The sequence below is a fragment of the Phycisphaerae bacterium genome (genome assembly GCA_028714855.1).
GTDB lineage: Bacteria > Planctomycetota > Phycisphaerae > Sedimentisphaerales > Anaerobacaceae > CAIYOL01.
The window spans coordinates 46,930-73,692 of sequence record JAQTLP010000011.1 but is presented as its reverse complement, the minus strand read 5'-3'; the positions used below and the strand labels follow the sequence as shown (position 1 = coordinate 73,692).

Below are 26,763 nucleotides of genomic sequence, written 5' to 3'. Positions count from 1 at the left end.
CATTATACTTATGTTCTTATAACCTTAGACTCCGTCCCCGTGGGTTGCGATAAAACCCTCTAAGGACTAATCCAGTAGTTTTTTTACCGTCTCGGACGATTTCCATGTAATCAGCAGTTGGGCAGGAAACAGACAATACTCGCCCGATAGCCAATAATCAAGCTTTTTCTGGTGTTTTTTTGGTTGCTGCCTGCTATGGACAGACGGGATTTTCACAAATCTGGATAGATTCCTGCAAGCTATCGTTGACATCGCCGCCTGGGGGCTTTAGAATTTCTGGGTCGCGGTAATTCGTAAGGAGACGAGTATGGATTTAAGAGGTGTCGTTCTTGCCGGTGGCAGTGGAACACGGCTTAGACCGCTAACCAAGGTCACAAATAAGCATCTGCTTCCCGTCGGGCAGAAACCTATGATTTATTACCCGATTGAGAAGCTAACATCCATCGGCGTCGAGCAGATATTGATTGTAACAGGTGTCGAATATATGGGCGCCGTAGTCGGTCTGCTTGGCTCCGGCAAAGAGTTTGGCTGTCAGTTTACATACAAGGTACAGGACGAGGCCGGCGGGATTGCCCAGGCCCTCGGACTGGCCCAAAACTTCGCGCAACACTTCGCCGTTATCCTCGGCGATAATATCTTCCAAGCCAATCTGAAGACCTATGCTGATAAGTTTATCGCCCAGAAAACCGGCGCGAGGATACTGCTTAAACAAGTCTCGCAGCCTCAGCGATTTGGCGTCGCTCAAATATCCGGCGACAAAGTTATTAATATCGAAGAAAAACCGAAAAAGCCAAAATCGGATTACGCCGTAACAGGTATATATTTCTATGATTCCTCGGTTTTTGATGTTATACGAACGCTCAAGCCGTCAGCTCGTGGTGAGCTTGAAATCTCTGATGTCAACAACGCTTATATAGAGAAAGGCCAGCTGATGTATGATATTCTCGATGGCTGGTGGAGTGATGCCGGAACGTTCGAATCCTTAAAGAAAGTAAATGAATTAGTTGTAGAGGAGCCGCCACAGTGACAAAAAAAATAGCAGCGCTAAAAACGGTTTTTGCAGATGAGGGACTGATTATCAGCGGTTCAGGAAAACTTATTGACGGCGTAAAGGCCCGGCGGGCGAAAGTGTTATATGATGAACGCGGCTGGCTCGGCGAAATAATGAGAGCCGACGACCCTTGGTTTGAAAAATTCGGCCAAGTTTATTTTACCACAACTCATCCAGGCACCGTCAAGGCCTGGCACTGGCACAAGAAGCAAACTGACCACTTTTACGTCATCAAGGGGATGGTAAAAATCGCACTCTATGACGAACGCAAAGATTCACCTACTTACGAAACCGTCAATCAGCTTTACTTGGGTGAGCTCTGTCCGGGAGTGGTTCGCATACCGCCCGGCGTTCAGCACGGCTGGATGTGTGTCAGTGGAACGGAAGCTTACATAGTAAACATAGTCTCCGAGATGTATGACTACTCGCACCCAGACGAATACCGCACACACCCCCACGACAACCATATCCCGTACGATTGGACACGTAAGGATGGCTAAAAACAGGATTGCCATTTTGGGCGGCAAGGGTATGCTCGGCTCAGATTTGGCTCTGGCCTGTCAGCAGCACCGGCTTATTGCAAACGTGCTTGACCTGCCCGAGTTTGATATCACGAACGAAAAGCATCTCTCCGACGCCTTAAAGAATGTTGACGCTGTAATTAACTGCGCTGCTTATACGAACGTCGAAAAGGCAGAAAGCGAAAGTGAGCTTTCATACAAAGTCAACGCCGAAGCGGTAGGCAGGCTCGGCTTTGCCGCTAAACAGGCCGGCGTATGGGTTCTTCATATCAGTACCGATTTTGTCTTTGACGGCACATCCGGCAGACCCTATGTCGAAACTGACAAACCAAATCCGGTAAATGTTTACGGTGCGAGCAAACTGGCCGGCGAAGAGCTTTTAGTTGAAAGCCGCTGCAGTTACTGTATAATGCGAGTCGAATGGACCTACGGCTCGCGCGGCAGTAATTTTGTAACCAAGATGATTGAACGTGCAAAAACAGGAAAAAGCTTAAAAGTTGTCGACGACCAAATAGGTTCGCCGACAGCCACAGTCGAAGTCGCTAAAACTATTTGCAATTTGTTGCCGAAGAAACCCCAGGACTTGTTTCATTTTGCAAGTACAGGTTACGTCAGCCGTTTTGAAATGGCAAAATTCATTTTTGATAAGCTCAATATGCCTGTGGATTTGAACAGTTGCAAAACCGACGACTTCCCCACTGCTGCTGTAAGACCCTTAAACAGCCGTTTCAACTGCAGCAAAATCAAAACCCTGCTTGATGAGCCGATTGAAAGCTGGCAGGTGTCGTTAGAACGCTTTTTGGAGAGGTTATGAGAAAACTTTTAGTTACAGGTGGTGCCGGATTTATAGGAAGCAATTTCGTTCGAATGGTGCTTTCAGAGCATCCTGACTGCTTTATCGCCAATCTTGACAAGCTCACCTATGCCGGCAATCTTGAAAATCTCGCCGGATTTGAAAACCATCCTAACCACAAATTCATCAAAGGCGATATTTGCGATGGCGCTCTCACCGCAAATATCATCGACGAGTATAAAATAGATGCAATTATTAATTTTGCCGCCGAGAGTCACGTGGACCGCTCAATCACCGCTCCGAAGATTTTTATCGAAACTAACGTTGCCGGCACGCTGACATTGCTCGAAGCCGCGCGTGATAAAAAAATAGAGCGGTTCATTCAAATTTCGACCGACGAAGTATATGGTGCTCTCGGCCCGGAAGGCAAATTCACCGAACAGACGCCGCTTAGTCCGAACTCCCCGTATTCTGCCAGCAAGGCCGCGGCGGACCATCTGGTCGCTGCGTTCGGCCATACCTGGGGCTTAAAGTACAATATAACCCGCTGCTCGAACAACTATGGCCCGTATCAATTCCCCGAAAAAATGATTCCGCTGATGATAAACAACTCTCTCAACGACAAGGACCTCCCTATTTATGGTGATGGCCTGTATGTCCGTGACTGGCTGTATGTATATGACCACTGCGCCGCGGTATGGAAGGTCCTGACCGAAGCCCCTCCGCAGCAAATTTACAACATCGGCGGATGCAACGAGAAAACAAATATGGAGCTGGTCGGACTAATACTCGAACGTCTCAAAAAACCCCAATCCCTAATCAAACATGTCAAAGACAGGCCCGGTCACGACAGACGCTATGCCATTGACGCCAAAAAAATAATGACAGAGTTGCGCTGGCAGCCTTCGCTAAGCTTTGAAGAAGGAATTAACAAAACGATAGATTGGTATTTACAAAATCAGAAATGGCTGACAAACATTGTCTCCGGCGAATACCAGAAATATTATGATGCTATGTATTCAAATCGATGAACATTATTTCGAGATGTTCTGAAAAAAGATGTTAAAAATATAAATTCAGCACCCGTCGTTAGCAGCTGGTGTCATTTTTTCCCGAGAACAACAACGAGGTGTTTTCCATGCTTTTCGTCTGCTTTGCGCAATCGTTTCCATACATAATTCCATATCAAGTAGTTAAATACTCTAAATTCTATAAACCAGTGGTGATTTTTAGCAACTTTCGAGTACAGTTTAACTAATAGGCTATTCCTATACACGTATTCGACGTTGACAATATCCAAATGTACGTCGGCTTCTTCAAGCTGTTTTTGGAGTAAGTTCAAATCGTAATGGCGATAATGTTTCTTACTCACGCGGGCAACCGTTGTGGGAATAGATATAACAACATAGCCACCCCTATTGGTTCGTTCTTCTAAAGTCTTTAAGAATGTGCTAACTTGATCATCCGAAATATGCTCCAGGACTGATACTGTTAAAACCACATCGAACGTCTCTTTCAATTCCCTGGCGTCAACAGATAAAAACTCAATTTCGTGGTAAAATGCCTTGGCGAAACGAATAGCCCGTTTGGATAGGTCCACGCCTACCCGCCGGTCTATCCCCCAGTCAAGCATACCTATTACACGTCCATCTCCGCAACCAACCTCAAGTACCGATGAAGGGGTCAGGGTATGGACAAGTTCGCAGACATGCCTTGAATAGCAGAGATATTCAAATCCCCAGCTTAGCGCTCGAAAGCGCACCCCAACACCTTTTTTGTCAAAATGGGGAATGTGATGATAAGGAAAGCTGTACTGGTCGTCTTGAATCTTGTATTTATCTAAATAGCTTTGCGAAGCATTCGGTTTACGCAACATGACTATATGCTCTTTCTTTTTTCGGTAAATACCACTAACAACTTCCCATAATCAGCAGATGCATAAAAACGCATCATATCAGTTCCACAACTACCAGTCAACTTTTTTAGATTACTAGCCTTGAGTAAATTGTTACCCTTGGCAACAGACTCCAGGACATAGGTCAGTTTCAAAATAGCGATTGAAAAAAATAACGAATTACTGCTTGCAAAATCAGTATCTATTAGTAATGTATTCTAAATGCTGTAGACTCAAAAATTGTTGAGAGGAAATATTTGTTAGTGGTGATTAATGACATGGTAAGTTTCGGACTTTACTATGGCTCCTAAAGTTAGTGTTCTCATACCTGCGTATAACCGGAAAGTCTATCTCAGAGAAACGCTTGAGAGCGTGCTTGCTCAGACCTACAAAAACTATGAGATTGTTGTAATTGATGATGGTTCAACAGACGGCACAGAAGAAATGCTCAATGAGAGCGGTTATAACATCAGGTACTATTGGGTAGACCACATTGGGCAGTATGCTGCGCGGAATAAACTTATCCAACTTGCACAGGGAGAGTATATTACATTCGTCGATTCCGATGACCTTTTATTTCCGGATACTATTGAGAGATTAATAAAGGCGATAGAGGAACATGGGCCTAATGTGATCGCCTATGGGGCATACGTAGGCATTGATGAAAAAGGCAGGTTCGTAAAACGAAAACAACATCTGCTGCCCTCAGGTAATATCACAACGGAGCTGTTTGAATTTATTTATGTTCATTCCTGCGGGATGATGTGTGCTAAAACGCTTTATGAAGAGGTTGGTGGTTTTGACGCGTCTCTAAAGTGCTGTGCTTTTTACAAACTCTTGTTAAAAATGTCCGTCAAATGTAAGTTCATCCCCATTGAAGGCCCGACTTTCAAAAGAAGGCGTCATAAAGACAATGTTTCCGTCCGTTCATTTGCTAACCGTAATACCGAATTTGATGTCCTCGAGGATTTCTACTTCGACGGAGGCGGCGAAAAGCTGATACCTCGTTCTCGGGCAATGAAGAGACTTAGCCAGGAAGGCTATAGAGCAGGCCGCTGTGCAATTCAGGAGGAGATGTACGAACAGGCACGCCAACTGCTCGGCCAATCTTTTCGCCGGCATCCGAATATCAAGTCATTGTTCCATTGGTCGCGAGCAATCTTGAAAAGCCACCTTGCTGTTCGTTAATACTTTCGTAGCACCTTTCGCTTTAACTCCTTCAAGGACCATTGGAAACCGATAGAACTTCCTGCCTCTGTAATCGGCTCATATTTCGGCATTCGCTCTTTCCATTTTTGAGGATTGCGCGATGCGACAAACAAAAGATATATCGCAGATCTTCTGTGTTCGCTCTCGGCTTCGTACACTACCTCCATCTCATTTTCCCTGAAAAGCTCACGAATACATGAAGGAGTAAATCGCCAGTAATCTTTATAGGATTCCTTCTCGTGCTGTACCTGAGAAAAGGGCACAACGATAATGACAATATCTCTCGTCATCTCGCACAAGTTCTTGAAAGCTCTTCTGACCTCGAATATATGTTCCAGCGTGGTGTGGTTAAAAACGACGTCAAAACGTCTTTTCAGCTCTTCCGGAACGTCTTTGGTAAGGTCGACAAAATATTCGTTTTCCCTTTGCTGATAACCTCTGGCGCCTGCGTAATTAGTGCAGTAATAACCGGACGCGTTTGAAAAGTACTCTCTATAATATCCGCCTTCTTTGTCCCGGTCGTCCCACGCTGATACATTGACAATATCACCGGTAAAAATCGACGCTAATCTTCTTATCTGGCGATTAGACCAAATCCGCGCGATTCTAAACTGCCTGTCTATTCTTATTCCCATCTTTTTGTTCGGCGGTCTCATTCCAGCGATATCAACTGGGTTTCGTACAAGCTGCGGTATAATGGGCAGGTTCGCATCAGCTCCTCGTGCCGGCCTTGGGCGGCAATTCGTCCGTTATCCATCACCACTATCACATCTGCGGTAATGATGGTGCTGAACCGATGCGCTATTACAAAACTGGTCCTGTCATGCATAATTTCCTCGATGGCTTGGTGAATCTTCGCTTCGCTGTCGGCATCAACCTGACTGGTGGCCTCGTCGAAAATCAGAATTGCGGGGTTCTTCAAAATCGCTCTTGCAATAACAACTCTCTGTAGTTGTCCTCCGCTGAGACCGACGCCCTGCTCTCCGATTACCGTATCATAGCCGTCGGGCAGAGGTGAAATAAATTCGTGAGCAAATGAACGCTTGGCTGCAGAAATTATCTCTTCTCTGGTAGCGCCGGGTTTGCCGTATGCGATATTTGCCGCTATGGTATCATTGAACGTCACTACATCCTGCGTAACCATTCCAATCTGGCTTCGCAAACTAAATAGTGTCGCATCGCGAATGTCCTTGCCGTCTATAAAAACCTGCCCGCTGTCTGGGTCGTAGAACCGAGGTATCAAATTCGCAAGGGTAGTCTTGCCGGAGCCATTGGGGCCTACCAGGGCAACATTATGACCGGCTTTTACCGTTAAATTGATTCCATTAAGGACCGGACTGTCGGAACCAGGATAGCTAAATACAATATCTTTAAATTCGATCGTGTTCTTAAGAAGCGCAAGTTCAACCGCCTCCTGCTGTTGCGGCTCTAAAGGCTGGTCCATAACAGCAAAAACTCTCTCCGCAGCAGCATTTGCTTCCTGAATCTTGTTCCAGATATCGCTTGTCTTTCGTACTGCTTCCGCAGCGGCTCCCAGTAAAATCAGCAGCACCAGAAATTCAGGGCCTTCTATTTTCTTCTGTGCCACCCAGCTTGCGCCGACCACAAGCGCAACAGAACCTGCCGCCATTCCAACTACTTCCAGAACAGGCATCGTCGCCGCATCGACCCTTGAAATTTTAAGCAGTTGCTTTAACAGCTTTAGATTTATCTGCTCGAAGATATCCTTCTCATAATGCTGCTGGTTATATACTTTAACTACTTTAAGACTTTCCATTGTTTCCTGTAGCTTCCCGAGCATTCGCGACCAGGCCATAAGAGATTTTCTTGAAGCCTTTTTCATTTTTCTTCCCAGCAGACTTACCAGCCAAAGGGTCGGCGGCGCACCGCAGAGAAAAACAAGAGTCAACTGCCAATCTAACCAAGCGGCAACTCCCAGCATAAATGCCGCGTTGAGCGGCTCACGCAGGGCCTTACCAAGCATTATTTTTATGCCGTTGCCCATCGCTCCGGTGTCGCGCACCAGCCTGCTGACGGTATCACTGGGTCTTTCATTGGCAAAAAACCCCATCGGCATATTCAAAACGTGCTCAAAGGCATCCCTTCGCAAATGATTTATGCCAACCTGTACAACTTTTTCAGCAAGAAAACTTTGATAATACTTGGCTATGCAGCGAACAAGCGTAACAATCCCGACTCCCACTATAATAAACATTATGGCCTTTGTCTGATTTTCACTGCTCTGCTCCCTGGGCAATCTGCTGAGTACCGATTGCGCACATTTCATAAGCGTTGCACCGGCATTGAACTTCATTCGCTCAATACCGGACCAGCCTAAACTGTCAATGTAGGCTGTGTTCTCGGCGGTGTTCATCGCCATTGTCATAATTTCAGGCCTTCCGTCAGGAGCAAAACGTTTGACCTTTAATGTAATCAGGTTGTCCTTTACAGTAGCTAACTCCTGCAGCAATTTTGGCGCCCTGACCGGATTATTTTCCGGCTTAAGCCCGATTAAAGCATTGCCCGCCTCGATGATTCTGTCGCCGACTTCAAACCCCGCTGCATAAGAAATACTCCCTTTTGAGACTTTGGTTACCAGCAGCTGATTAACAAAATCTTGGTTTTCGCTGCCGGTCACATCGGCAATATTAGGAACATAAAAATCCAGGCCGTAAAACAAGTTACAGGTTTTCCTGTCAACCCAGCCATGCAGTCCCTCTTCATTCATCATTACCTTTAGCAGCGGTATCACAGTCATAAAACTAATAGATAAAAGAACAGAAACCAGAACTGCGCTAGTAACAACAACGACAATTCTCGGCCATTGCGGCCAGATATACTCGAATATCCTGTTAAATGCCTTCATAATAGTTTCCTTGGTCTTTCAAAAGCTGGCTGTGAACAATCAAAATGGCTCACCTTTAACTATCCCCGGTGAGACTCGAACTCACAACCTTTGGCTCCGGAGGCCAACGCTCTGTCCAATTGAGCTACGGGGACGAGCACCTGCTGCTGTTTATTACGCCAAAACGGCAGATAAGTCAAGAATATATCTGGCCGTACCACGTCTTCGCGGCCGTATAGGTAATTTTATACGTGCAATTTCTGTATAAATATGTTACAATAGTGCTTTAGAGAAGGGGTAATAATTTAATGTCAGATAATAAAGGCCTTTTGTGCCGCAAAAACTTTGTTCTGTTGTTCATTGCTGTCCTTTGCTGGATTCCTGCCGTTGAAGCCAAAAAGCCGGACTGGCAGCGACAACCAGTTAATTGGCGTATGACCGGCGGCAGCTCCATCAAGGCCGTCAACTACCCTCAAGAAAAAACGCCGCCGATGTTCGGTAAACGAAAGGGCCGTCGGCCGGCATCCCTGCATAAAAAAGTTCTTCCAGCAGAAGCTGCCTTCCGCCTTGCGCCCCTTGCTAAGAAAACCCCCGCTTCCATGATTGCCCTTGTGATTGACTCGCCTCCCGTAGACGGATTCGTTCCATGGATAGCCGTTGCCGTAACCAACGAGCGTTTCAACGAAGATGATTTGCGATTTGATGCAGTACCAATAGATTTCGTCTCCGGAAGCTACCTGACGCCCAATCCGGAATCTGACTACGCCGTCGGCATCTTCGACACAGGTGCCAGCGCTCACATAATCAGTCACGCTGCCGCCAGCCAGGCTGGCCTTTCCGGTCCATACCTTACCTCAAATACGGTTGAGGTTTCCGGCGTCACCGGCTCGGTCTTTGCCTGGGTAAGCTATCCGCTGGGCATCTTCATCGATGGACTCGGTGCGATAGAACCTGATGGTATGCTCTACGACACCTCCGGCATGGTCGGCGAGACTAACGTCTCTGTCGTCGTAGGTGATGCGTTCGATTCACCGAACTTACCCACAGCCATTGGTTCGCCTCTGTCTGTTTACTTTGCTGCGGATTTCCATAACGACCGTCAAATCACCATTTCCCATGGCAGCGAGGATTTCACAGGTCCGGACATATCATTTTATGAACTCTCTGACCCCTGCTGCCCGACCTATTCCAACAAAATACCTCTGGAGTTGCGGCCTCTCGGCGGTATTGACGTAGAATATATTCCCTATATCGACCCGTTTAACCCCTTTGAACTTCCTCCAGCAAGCCCCTCCATAATAATCGGCAACTTGTCTCAAAGCATCTTTTTTGTCCACAGTGTTGACCTTTACGAAGGCAGTAAAAGTGCTATCGACAAAGACCGTTTTATGCTCGACACCGGCGCCCAGGTCACTGTTGTCGGCTCAAGAGTGGCTGCCCGTCTCGGTCTCAATCCAGCTAACCCAGCCTTTGAGGTCGAGATACAGGGAGTTACAGGCGATATCATAATGGCCCCCGGCTTTTACATCGATTCAATTGACATACCTGCATTGGGCGAATGGCTCTCCTTCACAGACATCCCCGTTATTCTGCTTGACGTTGCCTCGCCCGAAGGCGGAACCGCCGATGGCATAATCGGCATGAACCTTTTCGTTGAGCTTAACTTCGTACTTCGGGGCGGAGGCCTCTTGGGGCTGGATGACCCTTCCATCGAATTTGCTCTTATGCCTCTTATTGCCGACATTGCACCGCCGGGCGGTGACCACAAGGTGGACTTCCTGGACCTGGCCGAGTTAGCCAGCCACTGGCTCCAAACTCCATCTTCGCCGGACTGGAACTCGCAATGTGATTTGGCTCCGACGTCGAGTCCTGATGGCATCGTCAATTTCCTTGATTTCGCCGTGCTGGCCAACCATTGGCTTGAAAGTGTGGAACTTTAAAAATCTAACGTCATTTTCGTAAATCGTCCCCTTGTCATTCCCGCGCAAGCGGGAATCCAGATTTGTTTGACAAACCAAAGCTTTTCAAATATCATTTATTACTTCGTAATCGCCTGTCTGCTTTTTTAGAAAGTGTAAAATGAAATTCATCATCGATTGTGTATATTTGCTGATAGCTTTCGCAATTACCCCCTTCGTTCTGTATCGGATGGTCAGATACGGACGATATCGGGCCGGCTGGGCTAATCGCTTTGGCAGAATTGCCCGCAAAGACCCAGCCCTGAAAAAATGCATCTGGCTCCACGCCGTAAGCCTCGGCGAGGTCAACGCAGCTAAGACCCTCGTCGAAGAGCTTAAAAAAAGATTCACCAGTTTCGAAATCGTAATAAGCACTACTACCGACACCGGTTTCGCCCGTGCAACCACCGTCTTCGGTGCTAGTCATAAAGTCTTTTACTTCCCGTTCGATTTCTCCTGTACGATGCGACGTGCCTTTCTCGGAATCCAGCCGGTCGCCTGCATCCTGATGGAACTGGAAGTTTGGCCCAATTTTGTCCTAATTGCAAACCAGTTGCATACCCCTGTCATTGTGGTCAATGGCCGATTAACCAACAGAAGTTTCTCTAAATACAAAAAGATAAAACCGCTCGCCAAGGAAATGTTCAGAAGATTAAGTCTCGTTCTCGCCCAGACGGACGAATACGCTCAGCGCTTCATAGAAATTGGCTGCCAAAGAGCAAAAGTATTCGTTACCGGCTCACTCAAATATGACACTGCCCAAATCACCGACAAAGTTGATGGCACAGATACGCTCGCCGAACAACTGAACCTAAGAACTCAAAACTCAGAACTCAAAACTCAGTTATGGGTCGCTGGCGCAACAGGCCCAGGCGAAGAGCAAATCATTCTCGAAGTATACAAAAACCTAAAGGAACAATTCAAAGACCTGCGATTGGCTATTGTCCCCCGAAAACCCGAACGTTTCGACGAAGTCGCTCAACTCATAGAACAATCCGGCTTCAACCTCATCCGATATAGCCAAATCAAAAACAACGAGCGACAAGTCACGGGCAACGAGTCACGGGTTATCCTCGGCGATACCATGGGCGACCTGCGTAAATTCTACTCCCTCGCGACTATAATTTTTGCAGGCCGTTCTCTAGCCCCAATGGGCGGCTCGGATATGATTGAAGCTGCCGCGCTGGGCAAATGCACAATCTTCGGCCCATGGATTCATAACTTCCAGCAGACCGCCGACGACCTTTTAGCCGCTCAGGGCGGAATTATGGTAAAAGACAAACAGGATTTGCTCGAAACAATGCAGAAGTGCCTAAGTGACCCCGACTTCACCGAAAAAATCGCCCGCAATGGCCAAAACGTAATCCGAAATAACCAAGGCGCAACCCAAAAAACCATCGACCATATCGCAAAATTCCTGGACAACGCTTAACAAAACAACTTATCCAGTATCTACTTTTTCAGAATCTCAGCTAACGCTCTAATATGTTCCGGGGTTGTTCCGCAACAGCCGCCGATAATATTTACGCCGGCTGAATGTATCTTCTCCACCGCCGCCGCAAAATCTTCAGGCGTTACCCTATAAACCGCTCTGCCGTCAACCAGTTCTGGCTTACCCGCATTCGGCTCTGCAAAAACTAATACCTTCTTATTTAAGGTCTTTACCGTAGAGACAAACTTCTTTGCCAATTCTACATATTCATCGAGCGAGACCGTTCCGCAGTTAAACCCGACGGCATCGACGCCTAATGAAACCATCTTTGTAATCGCTGATTTGACATCAACCCCCATCATCGTTTTAAAATCACCGGCAACCCAGTCAAAAGCAAATGATACAAACACCGGCAAATCTCCGCTTACCTGTTTTACTGCCTCGACTGTAATTGTCGCTTCATCAAGGGCTGTCTCCGTTTCGATTATAAAACCATCCACCCCTCCTTCCGAAAGTGCCTTCGCCTGCTCAAAAATAGCCTCTCTTAATCCTCCCGGCTCTAAGTTTCCCAAAGGCTTCAGAAAATCACCGCTTGGCCCGATATCGCCTAATACGTATTTGTCCTCGCCTGCTGCCTCGCGAGCTATTTGTGCTCCGGCTATATTGATTTGCCTGACCTTATCACTAAACCCATGCCGGGCCAAGGTGAATCTATTGGCACCGAACGTATTGGTCAAAACCGCATCGCTGCCTGCTTCCAGATATGCTCGGTGAATCTCCAAAATGGCATCCGGCTGCTCAATATTCAAACAATCGTAGCATCGGCCCAATTCAATGCCGCGGGCAATCAATTGTGTCCCCATCGCGCCGTCTAACAAAAATACGCCCTTACTTATTCTTTCTCTCAAGCTTATTTTGGCCATAAACCCTGCCCTTATTTGGGTTGTTCGATAATCTTACCATCAACAATTTTGTAAATTTGCTTAAAACCCTGCTCCTGCGGACGAACAAAGAGGCGCTCACGCTGCTTATCGGTAAATTTCACCGGCTTAACAGAGCCGAGAGTAATTTGTACCGAATCTCCCTTGCTGCCGCCGGCACGGTTGACTATCTTTACGATGCGTGGAACAAAAAAGTTCTTGGATATCTCCTTGTATTTGTCCAATTCCACAATAACAGCGACCCGGCCGCCGTCGTAATATTCGATTCTTCTGACTAAATAATCACAATTATTAATATATATCTTCTTGGTCTCGATGCCGCCCTCTTGTTTTGTAAGTACGTCAAACGCTCCCTCATTCGACAGCGACCACCCCTCTTCGTCCCCGACAGCCGCTGCCCCTAAAGCTTCGAGCACCAATCTCGGACTAATCATCAGCTTTTCAGGATATTCTCTCCCCGACCACCGTCCCCACCAATAACCGCTTATCTCTTTCAATCTCACCGCCAGCCAAAACTCTTCTTTATTTGAGCCGAGAACAATCCCCTTCGGGTCGAAAGCAATATCGCCCTGCATATAGATTTCAGCCGGCGGGTTCATCCCCGCCCCTGCCGCAGGGGCGGGATTCACCCACAGCTTCACTGGAAAATTTTCCTTTTTAAGTTTCCCCTTCTCGGTGTAATATTGCAAAAGACACTGCCCATCTGCTTTCAGCGGCACCGCATTTTCTAATTGCACTCTCAGTAAAGATAACGACTCGGCTGCAGATGCCTTTCCCGGACACACCCGCACCGACCTTCCCATCTGGGCCGCGCAGCCCCCAAAAATTAACATCTCCATAGCAGCAATGAGAAACAGTATTATATTGGTTTCTGGCCTTGAACTTCGGATTTCCATTTTTTTATAAATCCGTTTGTAGAATCTCGCCTATCTGGCTGGTCAACTGCTTAATTTGTTCATCATCAAGATTGGGATTTGTTACCTCGACGTATTCCTTCTCACCCGCTATTCTCAAACGCCAAACTTCTTTACCGCCTTCGATTTTGGATGAGTCATATTTCAAGCGTCTTTTCCGCATCAGCACCAATGCCAGCACAAAGCGAAAATTTATTCTTTCCTGTTCTGTTTCCTTTCCCAGCCTTTCAAAAAAAGCCATCAGCATTTCATCATCAATAAATTTGTGTTTCTTCTCATCGGGCCGCGGCAGTCTGGTTTTCCAGTAACAGAACACATTTGGCTTTGCAGCCTGCCAGTAATCGGCGCAAAAATCCCGCCGCGACAATCCTTCACCAGTTTCAACCAGAGCGGCAAAATATTCCTCCTCATACCCGATTTTATTACCGCTGCCGCTGCACTGCCCCAGCGGCTTATCTATTTCCCAATCACTCATTCTTTCTGCTCTCTGCTATTAAGCCGGCATTTCCAGCATAAATTAAGGCCGGTCACTCTAATAAGTTATTGTTGAACCGTTTCTTGCGATTCCTTCTGCTGCGCAAGCGCCGAGGCCAGGTTTTCACGCGCCTCACGAAAGTTAGGTTTTAATCGCAGTGCTTCTTGAAAACATTCGATTGCCTCGTCCGTCTTACCCTGCTTCAACAGTATTATGCCCAGATTATTATGAACAATTGGATAATCCGGCTTCAGCCGAATTGTCTCTTTATATTGTTCGATTGCCTCATCCAGCCTGTCTTGTCCTGCAAGCACCACGCCAAGATTATTATGCGCAACATATTCGATAGAACTGTCCAGCTTCAGCCCAAGTGCCTTCTTGTAATTCTCGATTGCCTCATCGAACCTACCTTGTCCTCTAAGTGCTTCTCCTATATAAAAATAAGTCTCATTGTAATCCGGATTCATTTGCAGGGACTTGGTTAAACACTCCATTGCCTTATCATAAAAACCTCGCTTAACCATCCCATGACCAACAAACTGGTAAAATTCAGGCTCGAAATTCACTTGTTCTTCGCAGAACGGTCCCGGCAGGGTCGATAGCAAAACAGCCCCCCCAGCCGCAGCGCCCATTAGTATAACCTCTCGCCAGTGTTTCTGCCGAAACATCTCGACTGCGCCGACCAATCCCGCCGATGCAAGAATAGCAAGAATCGGAACCATCGGCACCCTATAACGGCTTGCGACAAAAACTAAAATTATAGACAATGGATACAACGCTATAAAAAATACCACAGGTGCTGGAATCCGTTTCCAGTTGAATATTATGCCCAATACCGCCAGCGGAAAAATAAGCCCGAATGGAAACCCAACCCCCCCGGCTTTCCACGTCAGCAGACTAAGTAACCGTGACCACCTGCCGAACAGATATATATCTAAGTTTCTCGGAATTTCCCTTGAACTGATAAACTCCAGAGTCTTGCGCCCCAGCCCTTTGGCAAAATCAAGGGGTTGATTCTTCGCGTATTCCATCACTTGCTGCTTAAAAAACTTGTCCTCATCCCATACACTCTTTCCCATCCCGGATTGCCCCGGAAGCCCTATAAGCTCGCCCCATCCTTCGCCCGGCCGGATAGTCAGCATCTTGCAATAATCCGGATTATTCCCGATGTATAAGTTAATCCCGGCCGAAGATGGGACAACCGAAAATCTTCCTGTAGCATACACCGACGCAATACCAACCGGCACTACAACCACTGCGATACCTGCGAAAACAGCGGCAAACCTGGTCGCAAGCGATAGCTCTCGTGGCACTTGAAACCGCAGCCAGATACAACCGGCAATAAAAAACAGGATAAACTCAGGACGGGTAATAATGCCCAAAGCCCCGCATAGCCCCAGCAAAAACCACTGCTTGCTCTTGTCTTTCTCCTTCACTTCCAGGAAAAGCCATACTATCACCACCGCCCAAAAAGCAGCCCATCCTGTCGCAAGAAGTTCCGATTCATAAAATAACAGCGGCCCGTAAAACGCCGCAATAAGCCCTGCTATGATGCCGGTTCGCTCGCCGAAAATCTTCTTACCCAGCTTATAGGTCAGCCCACAGGTCAAAGCCCCCAACAGAACCTGAAGAATCTTCGTGAAAACAATTGAGTTGTCGCTGAATAAATAAACTACAGACAGAAAAACTTGATAAAAAAACGGCTGCCAGAAAAGGTTGCTCGCCGTACCTTGGCCGGAGATAAGCGCCTTGGCAGTTTCGTCATAAATTTTGGAATCCACAATCGGAACCTGGAACGATGGATTGGCCGAGCTTTCATAAAGATATATAAGGCGAACAGCAAGCGCAAGGGAAAAAATAATACATGCAATCCGAAAGCTGCGTTTGGCGATGCCTTTTGTTTCCTCGGTAATCTTTTGGCCCTCGTTATGATTATTGACTTTCAACTCGTCCATTTTTTTCTTCTCCACCAAGGTCAGAGGCGAGGATGGTTACTCTTATTCGAACTTCAGCCATTCGCATATATCTTCCGCTGTTTTAGGCCCTATGCCCTTGACTTTCTGCAAATCCTCGCAATCTCGAAACACTTTTCTATCGCTGAAATTCTCCCGATAAGCCGCTATCTCCTCGGCTCGTCTATTACCTACACCGGGTAATCTCGCTAAACTTGCCCGCGGCGCATAATTCGGATTCACCTGGCTCTCTATCCTGATTTCGCCAGGATGTTCGAATCCGCCGGCGATAGAAACCGTAAAACAAACAGATATTAAAACAGCTGCGCTTAATGCTAAACAGAACGCAAATGATTGAATCTTGTTCTGCAGCGTATCGGCTCGTTGGATAAAACTATCGGTTGTCACGGTTAATTTTCAACTCACCTTTTACCTACATTCTGAAAATAGCGCTGCGAAGCTTATTCAGGGTCTGAAACGATTCCTTGGGTTCGAGCTCGGCCGTCAACAAACCGCTGTTGGCTATAGTGCTGTCATCTGTATCGGCAAGGTTCGAATATCCTACCATGTCGACAAATGGTTTGCTAAGGGTTATCTTATAGAATTGCTCAATCCATTGTCCCTGCCGTGATTGGTCCCACTTCTCGTGCCATACCCCGGCAACCTCGCTATCATATAATCCGCTGCCGTCCTGGCTCGGAACCTCCACATTGATTATACATAAGGGCTTGGCTACGAACGCAAAGTAATCCAATCCTGCCGATATCTGCATCATATCTCTAATCTGCATACCGGCCTGGTTCTTGCCGAACGGCATAGTCAGCCCGAACGCGTCAAAACTAATCCCGCCCTGAACTACCATATCAACATACACCAATGGCGGAATGGTATTAGGTGTTGTTGCATAATATTCGCCCCACAGATTGCTGATTTCTATTATCCTCAGGGCCCTGTCGCTGCCTTGTTTTACGGCCATATTGGCCGCTCGCGTCATTTCCAAAACCTGCTCGAAGCTGAACCCGAAGTGATTAAATACGTTAAGACCGCTTATAACTCGCCACGCGTGAATACTGCCTGAGTATCGAGTAGCCATACTTAAAACGAATTGATACGCAGCTTCGCGAATCTTTTCAAACTCCGCTCCGCTCCGCAGCAGCCACTTGGGCAAATATCCCTTCGAAAAGCAAAGTAACGGTCCAGCACCGATTGCAAGTTTCTTTTTACTAAGTGCTTCAACGCATGCATCAACCGTTGAAAAATCGTAAGTGCCTTTATGAGACTCTATCTGGGCCCAGTTTATAGGTATTATTGCAGAACCGAATAATTTGAGCAGCTTCTCAAGATACTTGGGATTGCTAATCTCTCTGGTGTCTACTTGACAGCCGAAGCACCCTTTGCCGAAGCCGTGGCCCTTGTTTCGCGCCTCAAAAAGTGTGTCGGCTTGTTTCCCAGCCAGCTTCTCGGATAAGACTATGGCTTTCTCAAGGGATTTGTCCGCTAATTCAGCTGCCAGCGGCGCGTCGGAAATGTTTTGAATCGCCTGGATAAATAAGTCCTGCGCTTCTTTGGCGAAATCCGTCAAATCCTCTAATTGATTGAAAAATGACCAGTCCTCCCGCTTGTTAATGATTTGCATTAACTTCGCGCGTGTTATCTCGACATTCAAATTATATGGCTGCTCTCTTTCAGGCAGGAAGGTCGTCGGCAAAAGTACCCTCCCAAAACCATCTATCGGCCATAACAACGCCAGCCCTGCTGTTTCTCCGGACGGCTTCTCACACTCGATTATCCCGTCTTTGAATGTGATCTGCGCCCGGCGAATGGCTATCCCGTCGCTCCCGAACATATAGGCTCCGCACAGCGCGAATTTATCTACGACCTTGCCGTTTTTAAAAACCTGAAATCTCATTTGTCTCTCAAAATAAATCTGTCCTGTGTAACTTGTCGCCGAATTATAGCAGTTACAAGCTTAAACACAATTAAATTTATCCCGTCTCCGGCGGATATGTCAATTTGAGGATGTTTCTTGCTGCGTGTACGAGCTGAGTTGCTTTCTCTGAAGCTCGCAAAGTTGATTATTTTTCTCAATCAGCTTGGCTATCAAATCTATCTGATTAAGCAATGTTTCTACCAGGTTAATATTAACTAACGTCGATTCGGAGCTGTATTGCGGCAGGATAATAACAACGTATCCGCACTTGCTTTCCTCGGTGGCTAATTCTGCTGCTACAATGCCGTAATCGTCCGCCTGTGTTACAACCGGCTCATCCCCGTCGTCGATTTTGACGCAAAGTTTACTCCAAAAAGAGTCACGGACACTCAGCTTGGAAAATTTCTCAGGGTCGCTGACCCACCTGTGGCCTTCTCTGTCCATAATCACCACGATAGGACCTCGCTCGGGCAGAATGTCAAAAATCTCTTTCGCTATCTGCTCATCTAACGCACAACCCGGTGTTTCCAGCCAGTTTCCTGTATCCATTCAATAGACCCCTTCTATTAAGTAATAGTTCTAACCCGAAACTTCGGTATATTCTGCACGCAACTTTTCTTAACTGGCCGATTTTTGCCGCAAAATAAAACTTCTAATATCGACAACCGACTTATGGGACCTGTTTGTCCCCTGCCCATCCAGGAATCTTCGTTAGCAAAAAATGGTTGCATATTGCCTCCGAAGGGCTTATTTTGCTCATAAAATTATTCCGTTAAGGACGCTAAAATGTATTCTAAAAGTTTAATAGCATTAACGCTTGTTCTAATCACCGCAATCGCCTTTTTATCTCTTGGCTGTGACCAGACACATCGCACCATAGACACCCCAAAAGCGGATGGCCTAAAACTGAATGACCTCGACTATTTTGAAACCTGCGGGCTTAATGTGATGGTCTTCAGTAATTGGTATGACGTCAACTTTTTTGATGATTCTAAATTAAGCGGCGTTGAAATTATCCACCACGAGGTCCGGACCGCGACAAATGGTGATATCCGCCTCAACCCGACCCCGGAACAATGGGACCCCAAACCTGAATTTGTAGAACGTAAAGTAAATAAGCAAAATAATAGCATCGAAGCATCTTTAACTTATCCCGACTATGACTTCAATTACACGATAAAAGCCGAGGCGCACAACGGAGGAATACTTCTAAGCGTCAATCTTGAAAAGCCGCTTCCGCAGGCCCTCGTCGGTCGTGCCGGTCTCAATCTCGAATTCCTGCCCTCCGCTTATTTCGAAAAAGCATATCTGATGGATAGCGTCGGCGGTGCCTTCCCACTCTACCCTTCCGGCCCGATGACCGTTGACAAAGCGGGTACCACAGAACCCGACCCGATTGCCAAAGGCAAAACTCTAGTCCTCGCCCCAGAAGACCCCGCAAGGCGTGTCACTATCAAAGCCAAAGATTATGACCTCTTATTGTTCGATGGCCGCAATAAAGCCCAAAACGGCTGGTTCGTTGTCCGCACCCTCGTCCCCAAAGCTAAAACCGGCAAAGTTATCGAGTGGTTCCTTACCGCCAATACCATTCCCAATTGGACCCGTCCGCCGGTCATCGCACATTCACAGCTCGGCTATCATCCCAGCCAAAATAAAGTTGCTGTCATCGAATTAGACAAAAACGATACGCCCCTGCCCTCGGCACGTTTGTTGAAAATCACAGAGACCGGCGAATCCATCGAAATATATAAAGCCCCGACAAAAAATTGGGGTAAATTCCTTAGATATAATTATTCCACTTTTGATTTCACGCCGGTAAAGGAAACCGGCCTGTATGCAATCGAATACGGCAGCGTCCGCACAAAGCCCTTCAGGATTGCGCCGGATATTTATGAAAACGCCTGGCACCCCACCCTTGATGTGTATCTCCCTGTCCAGATGGACCACATGTTCGTAAATGAGGCTTATAAAGTATGGCACGGTGCAGCGCATCTTGATGATGCCCTTCAGGCGCCGGTAAATCACAAGCATTTTGATTTGTACTCTCAGGGCCCCACAACGGATTCACCTTACAAACCAGGTGAGCATATCCCCGGCTTGAACGTCGGCGGCTGGTTCGATGCAGGCGATTTTGATATCCGAACTCCATCTCATTATAACGTCGTATCAAATCTGGCTCACACTTGGGAATCCTTCCGCCTGAAAAGAGACGAAACTGCTATCGACCAGAAAATCCGATTCGTCGATATTCATCATCCGGATGGCATACCCGACTTGCTTCAGCAGATAGAACACGGCACTCTCGCCCTCATCGCCCAGCACAGGGCTGTTGGCCACGCCATTAACGGCATCATTGTCTCCGACCTCTCACAATACACCCATCTCGGCGACGGCGTAACGATGACCGACAACCTCATTTACAATCCCGAACTGCAGCCGCACGAATCCGATGGTTTCACCAGCGGCACTCCCGATGACAGATGGGCATTCACCAGTAAATCAACTCCGCTCAATTACGGCTCTATCGCTGCATTGGCGGCCGCAAGTCGCGCCTTGCGAGGATACAATGACCCCCTCGCCGACGAATGTTTGGAAACCGCTAAAAAAGTCTGGGACGAGGAGCACGCCCACGAGCCGAATTTATTCAGTTTCGGAAACACCACCGGCGGCCAGATGGAAGCTGAGGAGCTTTCCGCAGCCGTTGAACTTCTGATATGCACAAAAAACGCTAAATATGCTGAAAGAGTAAACCAGCTAATCCCTGATATTAATGACGAACGTTTCAGTTTTCGCGCCCCTGTAGCCATCCGCGCAATACCATATATGGATAAATCCTACTCGGAAAAATTAGAGTCACTCGCCAGGAACTATAAAAAACAGCTCGATAAATTTTACGAGCAAAACCCCTTCGGCGTCCCCATCTCAACTCGCGGCTGGGCAGGTAGCGGCCTGGTCATCTATTCCGCTATAACTAATTATTACCTGCACAAGGCCTTTCCTGACATCATTGGCCCCGAATACACCCTTAGCGGATTGAATTATATTTATGGCTGCCATCCCGCCTCCGACATCTCTTTCGTCTCGGCCGTCGGAACCCACTCCAAAAAAATCGCTTACGGGAACAATCGCGCCGACTACTCGTTTATCGCCGGCGGCATCGTCCCGGGCGTGCTTATCATTAAACCAGACTTCCCCGAAAACAAAGAAGACTGGCCCTTCTTATGGGCTGAGAACGAGTATACCATCGGCAACGCTGCTGCGTATATCTTTCTCGTAAACGCCGCAAACGATTTATTAAATGGAAACTAATATTATGAAACTCATGACACCATTGAAAATCATTGTTCTATTGTCCTTCGCGTCACCCATCTGCGATCTTTTCGCCGCACTGCCTCCGCCGGTGCAGCTGACTGCCGAACAGGACCACAAAAGGATGATGACTCTCCTGCACATAACGTCTCTAAGGCCGGGCAGAAACGGAATGGACCCCAAGGCTGAAAATTATGCCAATTACGATGAATCTAAGGCCAATCCTTATCCGAACCTGCCGGACCCGCTGGTTTTGAAGAATGGCCGTAAAGTCACGACGCCTGAAATTTGGTGGAACAAGCGCCGACCGGAAATCGTTGAGGATTTCGACAGGGAAATCTATGGCCGGGTCCCCAAAAACACGCCTAAGGTAAAATGGAAGGTGGCCGCCGTGACTAAAGATGCAAATGGTGCCGTGCCGACCATCACTAAGCACCTAATGGGTCACGTTGATAATTCCTCGTACCCGTCTATTGTCGTTGACATCCAATTGACGCTGACCACCCCGGCTGGAGCCGCTGGTCCTGTACCGGTGATAATGGAACTCGGATGGGGCGGTTCTCGAAACAGAATCCTGCGAGGTGGTGGCGAACCCGATTGGAAGCAGCTGGTCCTCGCCAAGGGCTGGGGTTATGCCGTCATCACTCCAACCAGCATTCAGGCCGACAGCGGAGAGCGGCTGACGCAGGGAATCATCGGACTTTGCAACAAGGGCCGGCCGCGCAAACCGGATGACTGGGGTACGCTGCGCGCCTGGGCTTGGGGAGCCAGCCGTGCTCTGGACTATTTCGAAACCGACAAATCCGTTGACGCCAAAAAAATCGGACTCGAAGGACATTCGCGTTATGGAAAAGCAGCGCTTGTCACAATGGCCTATGACTCGCGTTTCGCTGTCGCTTTTGTTAGCTCCTCCGGCGAAGGCGGCGCAAAACTTCACCGCCGAAACTGGGGCGAAATCGTCGAAAACCTCGCCGGCTCAGGTGAATACCACTGGATGGCCGGCAACTTTCTTAAATACGCAGGTCCCCTTAACTGGAACGATTTGCCGGTGGACTCTCACGAGCTTATCGCTTTATGTGCCCCACGCCCCGTGTTCATTAGTGCCGGAGCGACCAATGGTGATGGATGGGTCGATGCCAAAGGTATGTTTATGGCCGCAGCCGCCGCAGGGCCGGTCTATAAGCTCCTCGGCAAAAATGATTTAGGGACTGCCGCGTTCCCGCCGATTGGCACGCCGCTTATCGACGGTAACATCGCCTTTCGCCAGCACACCGGCGGACATACCCCCGCCCCGAACTGGCCAACGTTCCTCACGTTTGCACAAAGATACTTAAAATCGCCCGCACCCAAATAAAGGAAAGCACAATGAATATCTTAGGTATCTCTGGAAGCCCTCACGCCGACGGCAACACCGCTTACACCGTTCAATACGCCCTCGACATATTAAAGCAGCAGGGCTTCACCACTAAATACATCGCTCTGTCAGGAAAAGATATTAAACCGTGCATAGGATGCTGGAAGTGCAAGGAAACCAATTCCTGTTTTCAACAAGATGATATGCCTGCGATAATCGACGCCCTCAAATGGTGTCACGGCCTGTTAATCGGCTCCCCCGTCTATTTCGGTATGGTTTCAGGCCAGCTGAAAATAATGATGGACCGGTGTGTCGTGATGCGCCACACTTACGGTATGTCTCTCCCTATGGCCGGCAAAATCGGCGGAGGCATCGCCTGCGGTTTCGCGAGAAATGGAGGTCAGGAGATCACCTTGCAAAATATTCACACCTTTTTGCTCCAGCTGAATATGCAGGCAATCAGCGATGGCTCCGACTATTCGCATTCAGGAGCGACCATCGTGGCGGATGCAAAAGATGACGCCTGGGGCATGGAAACAGTTAAGAACCTCGCCCTTAACCTCGCCGCAATGCTAAAGCAAAATAGCATTTAAACAATCCGCCCTTATTTTACACACCCTACCGTCTGGGCCATTAGTATCAGTTCGGGCTTTACCTTTATCACTTCGCTGAATTTATTTTCGTCTATCATCCCCCGGATTACCGTCCCTAATCCTTCCGATGCGCAATACAGATGCACGTTCTGCGCAATGCACCCCAATTCAACAGCTATCCAGCGGTCTCGCTTTGATTGAGGCATTGGCCGCGATTCATCCGGCCAGTTCTTTAAGTTAAGAACATAAACTAAATTCAGATATGCGATATAAACAAAATCCTGCATACCGCTCTCTTTTCGGAAATCACCTTTCACAACCAGCGCAAGCTCGTGCTTTGCCACATCATAGAAATAAACGCCTTCCGGCAGCACAGCGTAAATATCAACGGCATACTTGGCCCTTGCCGCCGGCGCAGTGCGTTTGCCGTCCGGCCGGTTTACGCCGTCTGCCGCCCAAAGCACTTCTGACAACTGCTGTAGCGTCAGCTTCTTCTCCGAAAGGTTCCGTTCTGTTTTCCTTTTACTCAGCGACTCCATCGTCGCAGCGCCCTTCTTCAAATCAGGCTGAAGAAGTTTGATTACCCCTTCCGCTGCGACGACCGGCTGTGCAGCACTGGTCGCCGTGTTTGCGTCTGCGGAAAAACCTGTCTTTGCCGATGCCAGCATCGCAAGTGCCGGCACACTTTTCAAAAATGTCCTGCGATTCATATTGGCCTCCATTCAATTTCTTATTGTGTCACGGCTTGGTAGCCGATGCCGTCATACCACGTCCGTTTATTATGTGTCTTATGTGCGGGGTCGTCATCGACAAACACCGTTATCGTCGTCCCCTTCACCTCGCCAAGATACGCTTGCCACAACGTCCTATTGCCCTGGCTCAATAACGGCGACGCCTTGAAGTCTCCCGTTTTGGCAAGGACTGCTGCCGGGGCGCCTATTGGTGCCGCGTCTCCATCGGCCGCTTTGGAGCAGAAAAGCGGCAGTTGTGCATCTTTACCCTTCAAATCCGCACGGATGCGCCAGCTGTTTTCATCGCTCCAGAAATAAACATACACCTTATAGGTCCCCTCCGGCAAACCGCTGACCGTTGTCACTAAGCGAGGACAATCTTCTGTGTTATCTATCTCGCTGAACGTCCCGCCTGCCTCGTATACCGTACCCGAACCGCTCGGATTTGCTAATCCTGTCCGAAACCGCCAAAGGTTATCCATCCCGCTGTTATTAGTTGTGGGCTTAAACACTCCACCCGCTGCCAATTTCGTGTTGCCTTTCTCTCCGTCGTTCGCATCGACGTATGTTATCTTCTCGACCGCCGATGCCGCTGTAGCCATAGCAAGTACAAGACAAATGAAAATGATTGCTCTTTTACTCATAATTTTATCCCCTTTCAAAATAAGGTTAACAAAACTTATAACACCTTAAAAATCCTGCACGATTTAGACCATTTTGTCAACCAAATTCCGCCAATTCCACCCAATTCGAAAACACGCCTGCCTGTCCGAAATGTCCGGCAAATTCACCAATTCTCTAATTTGCTAATCCTCTAATTCGCTCCGTCTGCTTTTTGAATGTTTTTCTGAAATCCAGTAAAATTTCCCTTGACAGGGAAATGGGTAATTCTGGTAGAATTACAAACGAATTAAGCGAATTGGCGGATTCTTTAATCTATATTCCACAAGGAGGAGGATGAAATTCATTTCGCAAAAATCATGTTATACGGACACACCCAATATAGCGACGGTCGTCCGGTGTGTAACCGGCCGAATCCACACCCGGCGCTGAATTACAGATGCGTATCGAATCACGAGATGTTGATTTTTTGGCTTTGTGGTCAAAACGAAAAAATGTTTTTTAAATAAAGAAAAAGGAGGAGTGGATTATGTGTAACAAATTAATTGTTCTTAGCGTTGCGTTAGTTGTAGTTGGATTAAGTGTGTCGGCATCGGCCGCCTACATAGGATTTGACCAGTACGGTAATTCTGGCGTTAATCCTTTGAAGGTCGACATTGTCTATAACCAGCAGCCGAAAGTTGGATGGCAGCCTTGGAGCCCTGGTTATGCTTGGACCGGGCCGGTAGGCCAGGATTTCGCTAATCCTTTTTTCGAAGCTCCGTGGGAAATTCCACACATCGAACTCGATGCTTTCAAAACAGGCCAAACCCCGAACAACAACGGCGGTTCAAGCAGCCGCAGCGGCGGTTTTGCATACGTTGCAGGAACTGGTGAATATAATGCGACTGGAAAAATGTTTGGTATGAACTACTTGAAGCTCACAATTACCGGCCTGGCCCCAGAAACAGAATACAGGATAAGACTCTGGTCCTTTGATATGAGGCAAGCCTGGGCCGCTTCCTCAAATAACCCAGACTCCAAATTCGGGTGTTGGAGCACAATCAACCCGGTGGCTTGGCTGACTTACAATGGTTATCCCAATGGTTACAGCCCGATACAGCCTGTTCCCGAGCCTATTACTGGTGAATCTGGTATGCCTCAAGAACTGGCCGACCTCGTCGCAACAGATGGCGGCAGAACTTTTATGATGGCACCGGCTAACGATAACAACAATTATATTGGAGGTACGGACTACTGCGTCAGTTTCAAGATTACCACCAGCTCGGAAGGCGCTATCTCAATCTACGGGTGGATAGATCCTACCGACTGGACTGGCGCAATGCTCATGCCTCTTAATGGCTTTATGGTCATCCCTGAGCCGGCGACAATTGCTCTGTTAGGTTTGGGTGGATTGGCTCTCCTGCGAAAACGCAGAAAGTAAACTCCAGCTTGTGTTGTTGAATAATGGGCCGTGAGTTTCTACTCCCGGCCCTTTTTGTTTTCTGTCCCTACCCTGCCCCCTCTTTTCCCTTTGACATTTCCGCTCAAATTATGTATTCTGAATTGTTCTTGTATTTAGGAGACTGGCAATATGAGAAAGCTGATTTTGGGTTTGGCATATCTATTTTTAACCGCTCCTTGTATGGCAGGAACAATCTACGCCGGCGCAGCCGGAGCTAACAATGGCTCAAGTTAGGCCGATGCTTATAAATACCTTCAGGATGCCTTGACTGCAGCAAACTCAGGCTTCGAGATTAGAGTTGCACAGGGCATTTATAAACCCGATGCCAATAGTCTATATCCCACCGGCACAAATGACCGGTCCGCGACCTTCCAGCCGTAGTAATAGCCGGAATCTTGCGACAATTGTTTGCATCCCTGTTGATTGGTCTGTATTAAACCAGCCGGCGACTGTGAAGATGCTGCTGTTATTGTATGCGCTGCCCTCTAAAAACTGTATGGTGTAATTTTCTTGACAATCAGGCATCAATCGGATAACCTACATAGTCCCTGCTTCAGGGAGGAAGCCGATATAAAAATTGATTCTTGTTGTTATATATATATTGGCCGAAAAAACTGACATTTGACGGTATTTTCTAATGTCTCCAAAGTTCACCATACAACATTTAGACTGTACAGGTTTGTATCTGACCGAGGTAATGTCTTCGCTTCACTGCTTACCGATAAAGAAACATCAGAAAAACAGAATCTTTAAACAACAATTATAACTGAATGTTCAATATAAATACTAATAAAAC

24 protein-coding genes and 1 tRNA gene are annotated in these 26,763 nt (G+C 47.6%); 11 read left to right on the top strand and 14 right to left on the bottom strand.

Annotated elements, in window-relative coordinates:
• Window positions 1-307 precede the first annotated feature (307 nt).
• From PHG53_09390 to rfbB, 4 genes are read left to right on the top strand one after another with little or no spacing between them, the layout of a single operon-like run.
• Window positions 308-1,027, top strand: a complete 720-nt coding sequence (locus PHG53_09390; GenBank protein MDD5381830.1) for a sugar phosphate nucleotidyltransferase — start codon at window positions 308-310, stop codon at window positions 1,025-1,027.
• The gene (locus PHG53_09385; GenBank protein ID MDD5381829.1) at window positions 1,024-1,551 is read left to right on the top strand and encodes a dTDP-4-dehydrorhamnose 3,5-epimerase family protein; all 528 of its coding nucleotides are present in this window, start codon (window positions 1,024-1,026) and stop codon (window positions 1,549-1,551) included. The genes PHG53_09390 and PHG53_09385 overlap by 4 nt, the downstream gene beginning before the upstream one ends.
• The gene (gene rfbD / locus PHG53_09380; protein ID MDD5381828.1) at window positions 1,544-2,386 is read left to right on the top strand and encodes a dTDP-4-dehydrorhamnose reductase; all 843 of its coding nucleotides are present in this window, start codon (window positions 1,544-1,546) and stop codon (window positions 2,384-2,386) included. Before PHG53_09385 ends, rfbD begins: the two co-directional genes overlap by 8 nt.
• Window positions 2,383-3,396: a dTDP-glucose 4,6-dehydratase gene (rfbB, locus tag PHG53_09375; GenBank protein MDD5381827.1), complete on the top strand. Its 1,014-nt coding sequence runs from the start codon at window positions 2,383-2,385 to the stop codon at window positions 3,394-3,396. The genes rfbD and rfbB overlap by 4 nt, the downstream gene beginning before the upstream one ends.
• Window positions 3,397-3,467: 71 nt before the next feature.
• Here rfbB and PHG53_09370 read toward each other — a convergent pair whose 3' ends face one another.
• Window positions 3,468-4,241 (bottom strand): class I SAM-dependent methyltransferase, encoded by a 774-nt coding sequence (locus tag PHG53_09370; protein MDD5381826.1) that lies wholly within the window; start codon window positions 4,239-4,241, stop codon window positions 3,468-3,470.
• Between the two features lie 318 nt (window positions 4,242-4,559).
• Between PHG53_09370 and PHG53_09365 the strand changes: the two genes are divergently transcribed.
• Window positions 4,560-5,447 (top strand): glycosyltransferase family 2 protein, encoded by an 888-nt coding sequence (locus PHG53_09365; protein MDD5381825.1) that lies wholly within the window; start codon window positions 4,560-4,562, stop codon window positions 5,445-5,447.
• Here PHG53_09365 and PHG53_09360 read toward each other — a convergent pair.
• The 3 genes from PHG53_09360 to PHG53_09350 all read right to left on the bottom strand — a co-directional run bounded on the left by PHG53_09360 (window position 5,444) and on the right by PHG53_09350 (window position 8,468).
• Window positions 5,444-6,103, bottom strand: coding sequence for a hypothetical protein (locus tag PHG53_09360; GenBank protein MDD5381824.1), 660 nt, complete (start codon window positions 6,101-6,103; stop codon window positions 5,444-5,446). The genes PHG53_09365 and PHG53_09360 overlap by 4 nt on opposite strands.
• Before the next feature lie 17 nt (window positions 6,104-6,120).
• Window positions 6,121-8,334: an ABC transporter ATP-binding protein gene (locus tag PHG53_09355; protein MDD5381823.1), complete on the bottom strand. Its 2,214-nt coding sequence runs from the start codon at window positions 8,332-8,334 to the stop codon at window positions 6,121-6,123.
• Window positions 8,335-8,394: 60 nt separating this feature from the next.
• Window positions 8,395-8,468, bottom strand: a tRNA-Arg gene (locus PHG53_09350).
• Window positions 8,469-8,621: 153 nt separating this feature from the next.
• Here PHG53_09350 and PHG53_09345 point away from each other — a divergent pair.
• Together PHG53_09345 and PHG53_09340 are read left to right on the top strand one after the other, a co-directional pair.
• The gene (locus tag PHG53_09345) at window positions 8,622-10,253 is read left to right on the top strand and encodes an aspartyl protease family protein (protein ID MDD5381822.1); all 1,632 of its coding nucleotides are present in this window, start codon (window positions 8,622-8,624) and stop codon (window positions 10,251-10,253) included.
• Window positions 10,254-10,392: 139 nt separating this feature from the next.
• The gene (locus PHG53_09340) at window positions 10,393-11,703 is read left to right on the top strand and encodes a 3-deoxy-D-manno-octulosonic acid transferase (GenBank protein MDD5381821.1); all 1,311 of its coding nucleotides are present in this window, start codon (window positions 10,393-10,395) and stop codon (window positions 11,701-11,703) included.
• A 20-nt stretch (window positions 11,704-11,723) separates the two neighbouring features.
• On the opposite strand, the gene PHG53_09335 is transcribed toward PHG53_09340, so the two are convergent.
• The 7 genes from PHG53_09335 to PHG53_09305 all read right to left on the bottom strand — a co-directional run bounded on the left by PHG53_09335 (window position 11,724) and on the right by PHG53_09305 (window position 18,464).
• Complete coding sequence (locus PHG53_09335) at window positions 11,724-12,626, bottom strand: homocysteine S-methyltransferase family protein (GenBank protein ID MDD5381820.1); 903 nt, start codon at window positions 12,624-12,626, stop codon at window positions 11,724-11,726.
• A gap of 11 nt (window positions 12,627-12,637) precedes the next feature.
• On the bottom strand, window positions 12,638-13,540 hold the full coding sequence (locus PHG53_09330) for a hypothetical protein (GenBank protein MDD5381819.1): 903 nt from the start codon (window positions 13,538-13,540) through the stop codon (window positions 12,638-12,640).
• A 4-nt stretch (window positions 13,541-13,544) separates the two neighbouring features.
• Entirely contained in the window at window positions 13,545-14,033 is a 489-nt protein-coding gene (locus PHG53_09325; GenBank protein ID MDD5381818.1) for a hypothetical protein, read from the bottom strand.
• A 65-nt stretch (window positions 14,034-14,098) separates the two neighbouring features.
• Window positions 14,099-15,988, bottom strand: a complete 1,890-nt coding sequence (locus PHG53_09320; protein ID MDD5381817.1) for a tetratricopeptide repeat protein — start codon at window positions 15,986-15,988, stop codon at window positions 14,099-14,101.
• Between the two features lie 42 nt (window positions 15,989-16,030).
• A complete protein-coding gene (locus PHG53_09315; GenBank protein ID MDD5381816.1) occupies window positions 16,031-16,393 on the bottom strand; it encodes a helix-hairpin-helix domain-containing protein in 363 nt (120 codons plus the stop codon).
• A gap of 25 nt (window positions 16,394-16,418) precedes the next feature.
• Window positions 16,419-17,894, bottom strand: a complete 1,476-nt coding sequence (locus PHG53_09310) for an endo-1,4-beta-xylanase (protein ID MDD5381815.1) — start codon at window positions 17,892-17,894, stop codon at window positions 16,419-16,421.
• Window positions 17,895-17,993: 99 nt separating this feature from the next.
• On the bottom strand, window positions 17,994-18,464 hold the full coding sequence (locus PHG53_09305; GenBank protein ID MDD5381814.1) for a hypothetical protein: 471 nt from the start codon (window positions 18,462-18,464) through the stop codon (window positions 17,994-17,996).
• 237 nt (window positions 18,465-18,701) lie between these two features.
• Here PHG53_09305 and PHG53_09300 point away from each other — a divergent pair, with 237 nt between their 5' ends.
• The 3 genes from PHG53_09300 to PHG53_09290 are packed head-to-tail and all read left to right on the top strand — an operon-like array spanning window position 18,702 to window position 23,171.
• Complete coding sequence (locus PHG53_09300; GenBank protein MDD5381813.1) at window positions 18,702-21,224, top strand: glycoside hydrolase family 9 protein; 2,523 nt, start codon at window positions 18,702-18,704, stop codon at window positions 21,222-21,224.
• Window positions 21,225-21,228: 4 nt separating this feature from the next.
• Window positions 21,229-22,578, top strand: a complete 1,350-nt coding sequence (locus PHG53_09295; GenBank protein MDD5381812.1) for an acetylxylan esterase — start codon at window positions 21,229-21,231, stop codon at window positions 22,576-22,578.
• 11 nt (window positions 22,579-22,589) lie between these two features.
• Window positions 22,590-23,171 carry a flavodoxin family protein gene (locus PHG53_09290; GenBank protein MDD5381811.1) on the top strand — a complete coding sequence of 194 codons (582 nt, stop codon included), beginning with the start codon at window positions 22,590-22,592 and terminating at the stop codon, window positions 23,169-23,171.
• An 11-nt stretch (window positions 23,172-23,182) separates the two neighbouring features.
• Here PHG53_09290 and PHG53_09285 read toward each other — a convergent pair whose 3' ends face one another.
• On the bottom strand, window positions 23,183-23,881 hold the full coding sequence (locus PHG53_09285; protein ID MDD5381810.1) for a nitroreductase family protein: 699 nt from the start codon (window positions 23,879-23,881) through the stop codon (window positions 23,183-23,185).
• 20 nt (window positions 23,882-23,901) lie between these two features.
• Entirely contained in the window at window positions 23,902-24,546 is a 645-nt protein-coding gene (locus PHG53_09280; protein MDD5381809.1) for a hypothetical protein, read from the bottom strand.
• Between the two features lie 506 nt (window positions 24,547-25,052).
• Here PHG53_09280 and PHG53_09275 point away from each other — a divergent pair.
• Window positions 25,053-25,946 carry a PEP-CTERM sorting domain-containing protein gene (locus PHG53_09275; GenBank protein ID MDD5381808.1) on the top strand — a complete coding sequence of 298 codons (894 nt, stop codon included), beginning with the start codon at window positions 25,053-25,055 and terminating at the stop codon, window positions 25,944-25,946.
• Between the two features lie 354 nt (window positions 25,947-26,300).
• On the opposite strand, the gene PHG53_09270 is transcribed toward PHG53_09275, so the two are convergent.
• A complete protein-coding gene (locus tag PHG53_09270; GenBank protein MDD5381807.1) occupies window positions 26,301-26,492 on the bottom strand; it encodes a hypothetical protein in 192 nt (63 codons plus the stop codon).
• Between the last annotated feature and the right edge of the window lie 271 nt (window positions 26,493-26,763).

Bases quoted from the DNA above. Each gene is read 5' to 3' on its own strand.
- PHG53_09390 (MDD5381830.1), top strand. From the start codon at position 308: ATGGATTTAAGAGGTGTCGTTCTTGCCGGTGGCAGTGGAACACGGCTT.
- rfbD (MDD5381828.1), top strand. From the start codon at position 1,544: ATGGCTAAAAACAGGATTGCCATTTTGGGCGGCAAGGGTATGCTCGGC.
- rfbB (MDD5381827.1), top strand. From the start codon at position 2,383: ATGAGAAAACTTTTAGTTACAGGTGGTGCCGGATTTATAGGAAGCAAT.
- PHG53_09370 (MDD5381826.1), bottom strand. From the start codon at position 4,241: ATGTTGCGTAAACCGAATGCTTCGCAAAGCTATTTAGATAAATACAAG.
- PHG53_09365 (MDD5381825.1), top strand. From the start codon at position 4,560: ATGGCTCCTAAAGTTAGTGTTCTCATACCTGCGTATAACCGGAAAGTC.
- PHG53_09360 (MDD5381824.1), bottom strand. From the start codon at position 6,103: ATGGGAATAAGAATAGACAGGCAGTTTAGAATCGCGCGGATTTGGTCT.
- PHG53_09355 (MDD5381823.1), bottom strand. From the start codon at position 8,334: ATGAAGGCATTTAACAGGATATTCGAGTATATCTGGCCGCAATGGCCG.
- PHG53_09345 (MDD5381822.1), top strand. From the start codon at position 8,622: ATGTCAGATAATAAAGGCCTTTTGTGCCGCAAAAACTTTGTTCTGTTG.
- PHG53_09340 (MDD5381821.1), top strand. From the start codon at position 10,393: ATGAAATTCATCATCGATTGTGTATATTTGCTGATAGCTTTCGCAATT.
- PHG53_09335 (MDD5381820.1), bottom strand. From the start codon at position 12,626: ATGGCCAAAATAAGCTTGAGAGAAAGAATAAGTAAGGGCGTATTTTTG.
- PHG53_09330 (MDD5381819.1), bottom strand. From the start codon at position 13,540: ATGGAAATCCGAAGTTCAAGGCCAGAAACCAATATAATACTGTTTCTC.
- PHG53_09325 (MDD5381818.1), bottom strand. From the start codon at position 14,033: ATGAGTGATTGGGAAATAGATAAGCCGCTGGGGCAGTGCAGCGGCAGC.
- PHG53_09320 (MDD5381817.1), bottom strand. From the start codon at position 15,988: ATGGACGAGTTGAAAGTCAATAATCATAACGAGGGCCAAAAGATTACC.
- PHG53_09310 (MDD5381815.1), bottom strand. From the start codon at position 17,894: ATGAGATTTCAGGTTTTTAAAAACGGCAAGGTCGTAGATAAATTCGCG.
- PHG53_09305 (MDD5381814.1), bottom strand. From the start codon at position 18,464: ATGGATACAGGAAACTGGCTGGAAACACCGGGTTGTGCGTTAGATGAG.
- PHG53_09300 (MDD5381813.1), top strand. From the start codon at position 18,702: ATGTATTCTAAAAGTTTAATAGCATTAACGCTTGTTCTAATCACCGCA.
- PHG53_09295 (MDD5381812.1), top strand. From the start codon at position 21,229: ATGAAACTCATGACACCATTGAAAATCATTGTTCTATTGTCCTTCGCG.
- PHG53_09290 (MDD5381811.1), top strand. From the start codon at position 22,590: ATGAATATCTTAGGTATCTCTGGAAGCCCTCACGCCGACGGCAACACC.
- PHG53_09285 (MDD5381810.1), bottom strand. From the start codon at position 23,881: ATGAATCGCAGGACATTTTTGAAAAGTGTGCCGGCACTTGCGATGCTG.
- PHG53_09280 (MDD5381809.1), bottom strand. From the start codon at position 24,546: ATGAGTAAAAGAGCAATCATTTTCATTTGTCTTGTACTTGCTATGGCT.
- PHG53_09275 (MDD5381808.1), top strand. From the start codon at position 25,053: ATGTGTAACAAATTAATTGTTCTTAGCGTTGCGTTAGTTGTAGTTGGA.
- PHG53_09270 (MDD5381807.1), bottom strand. From the start codon at position 26,492: ATGCCTGATTGTCAAGAAAATTACACCATACAGTTTTTAGAGGGCAGC.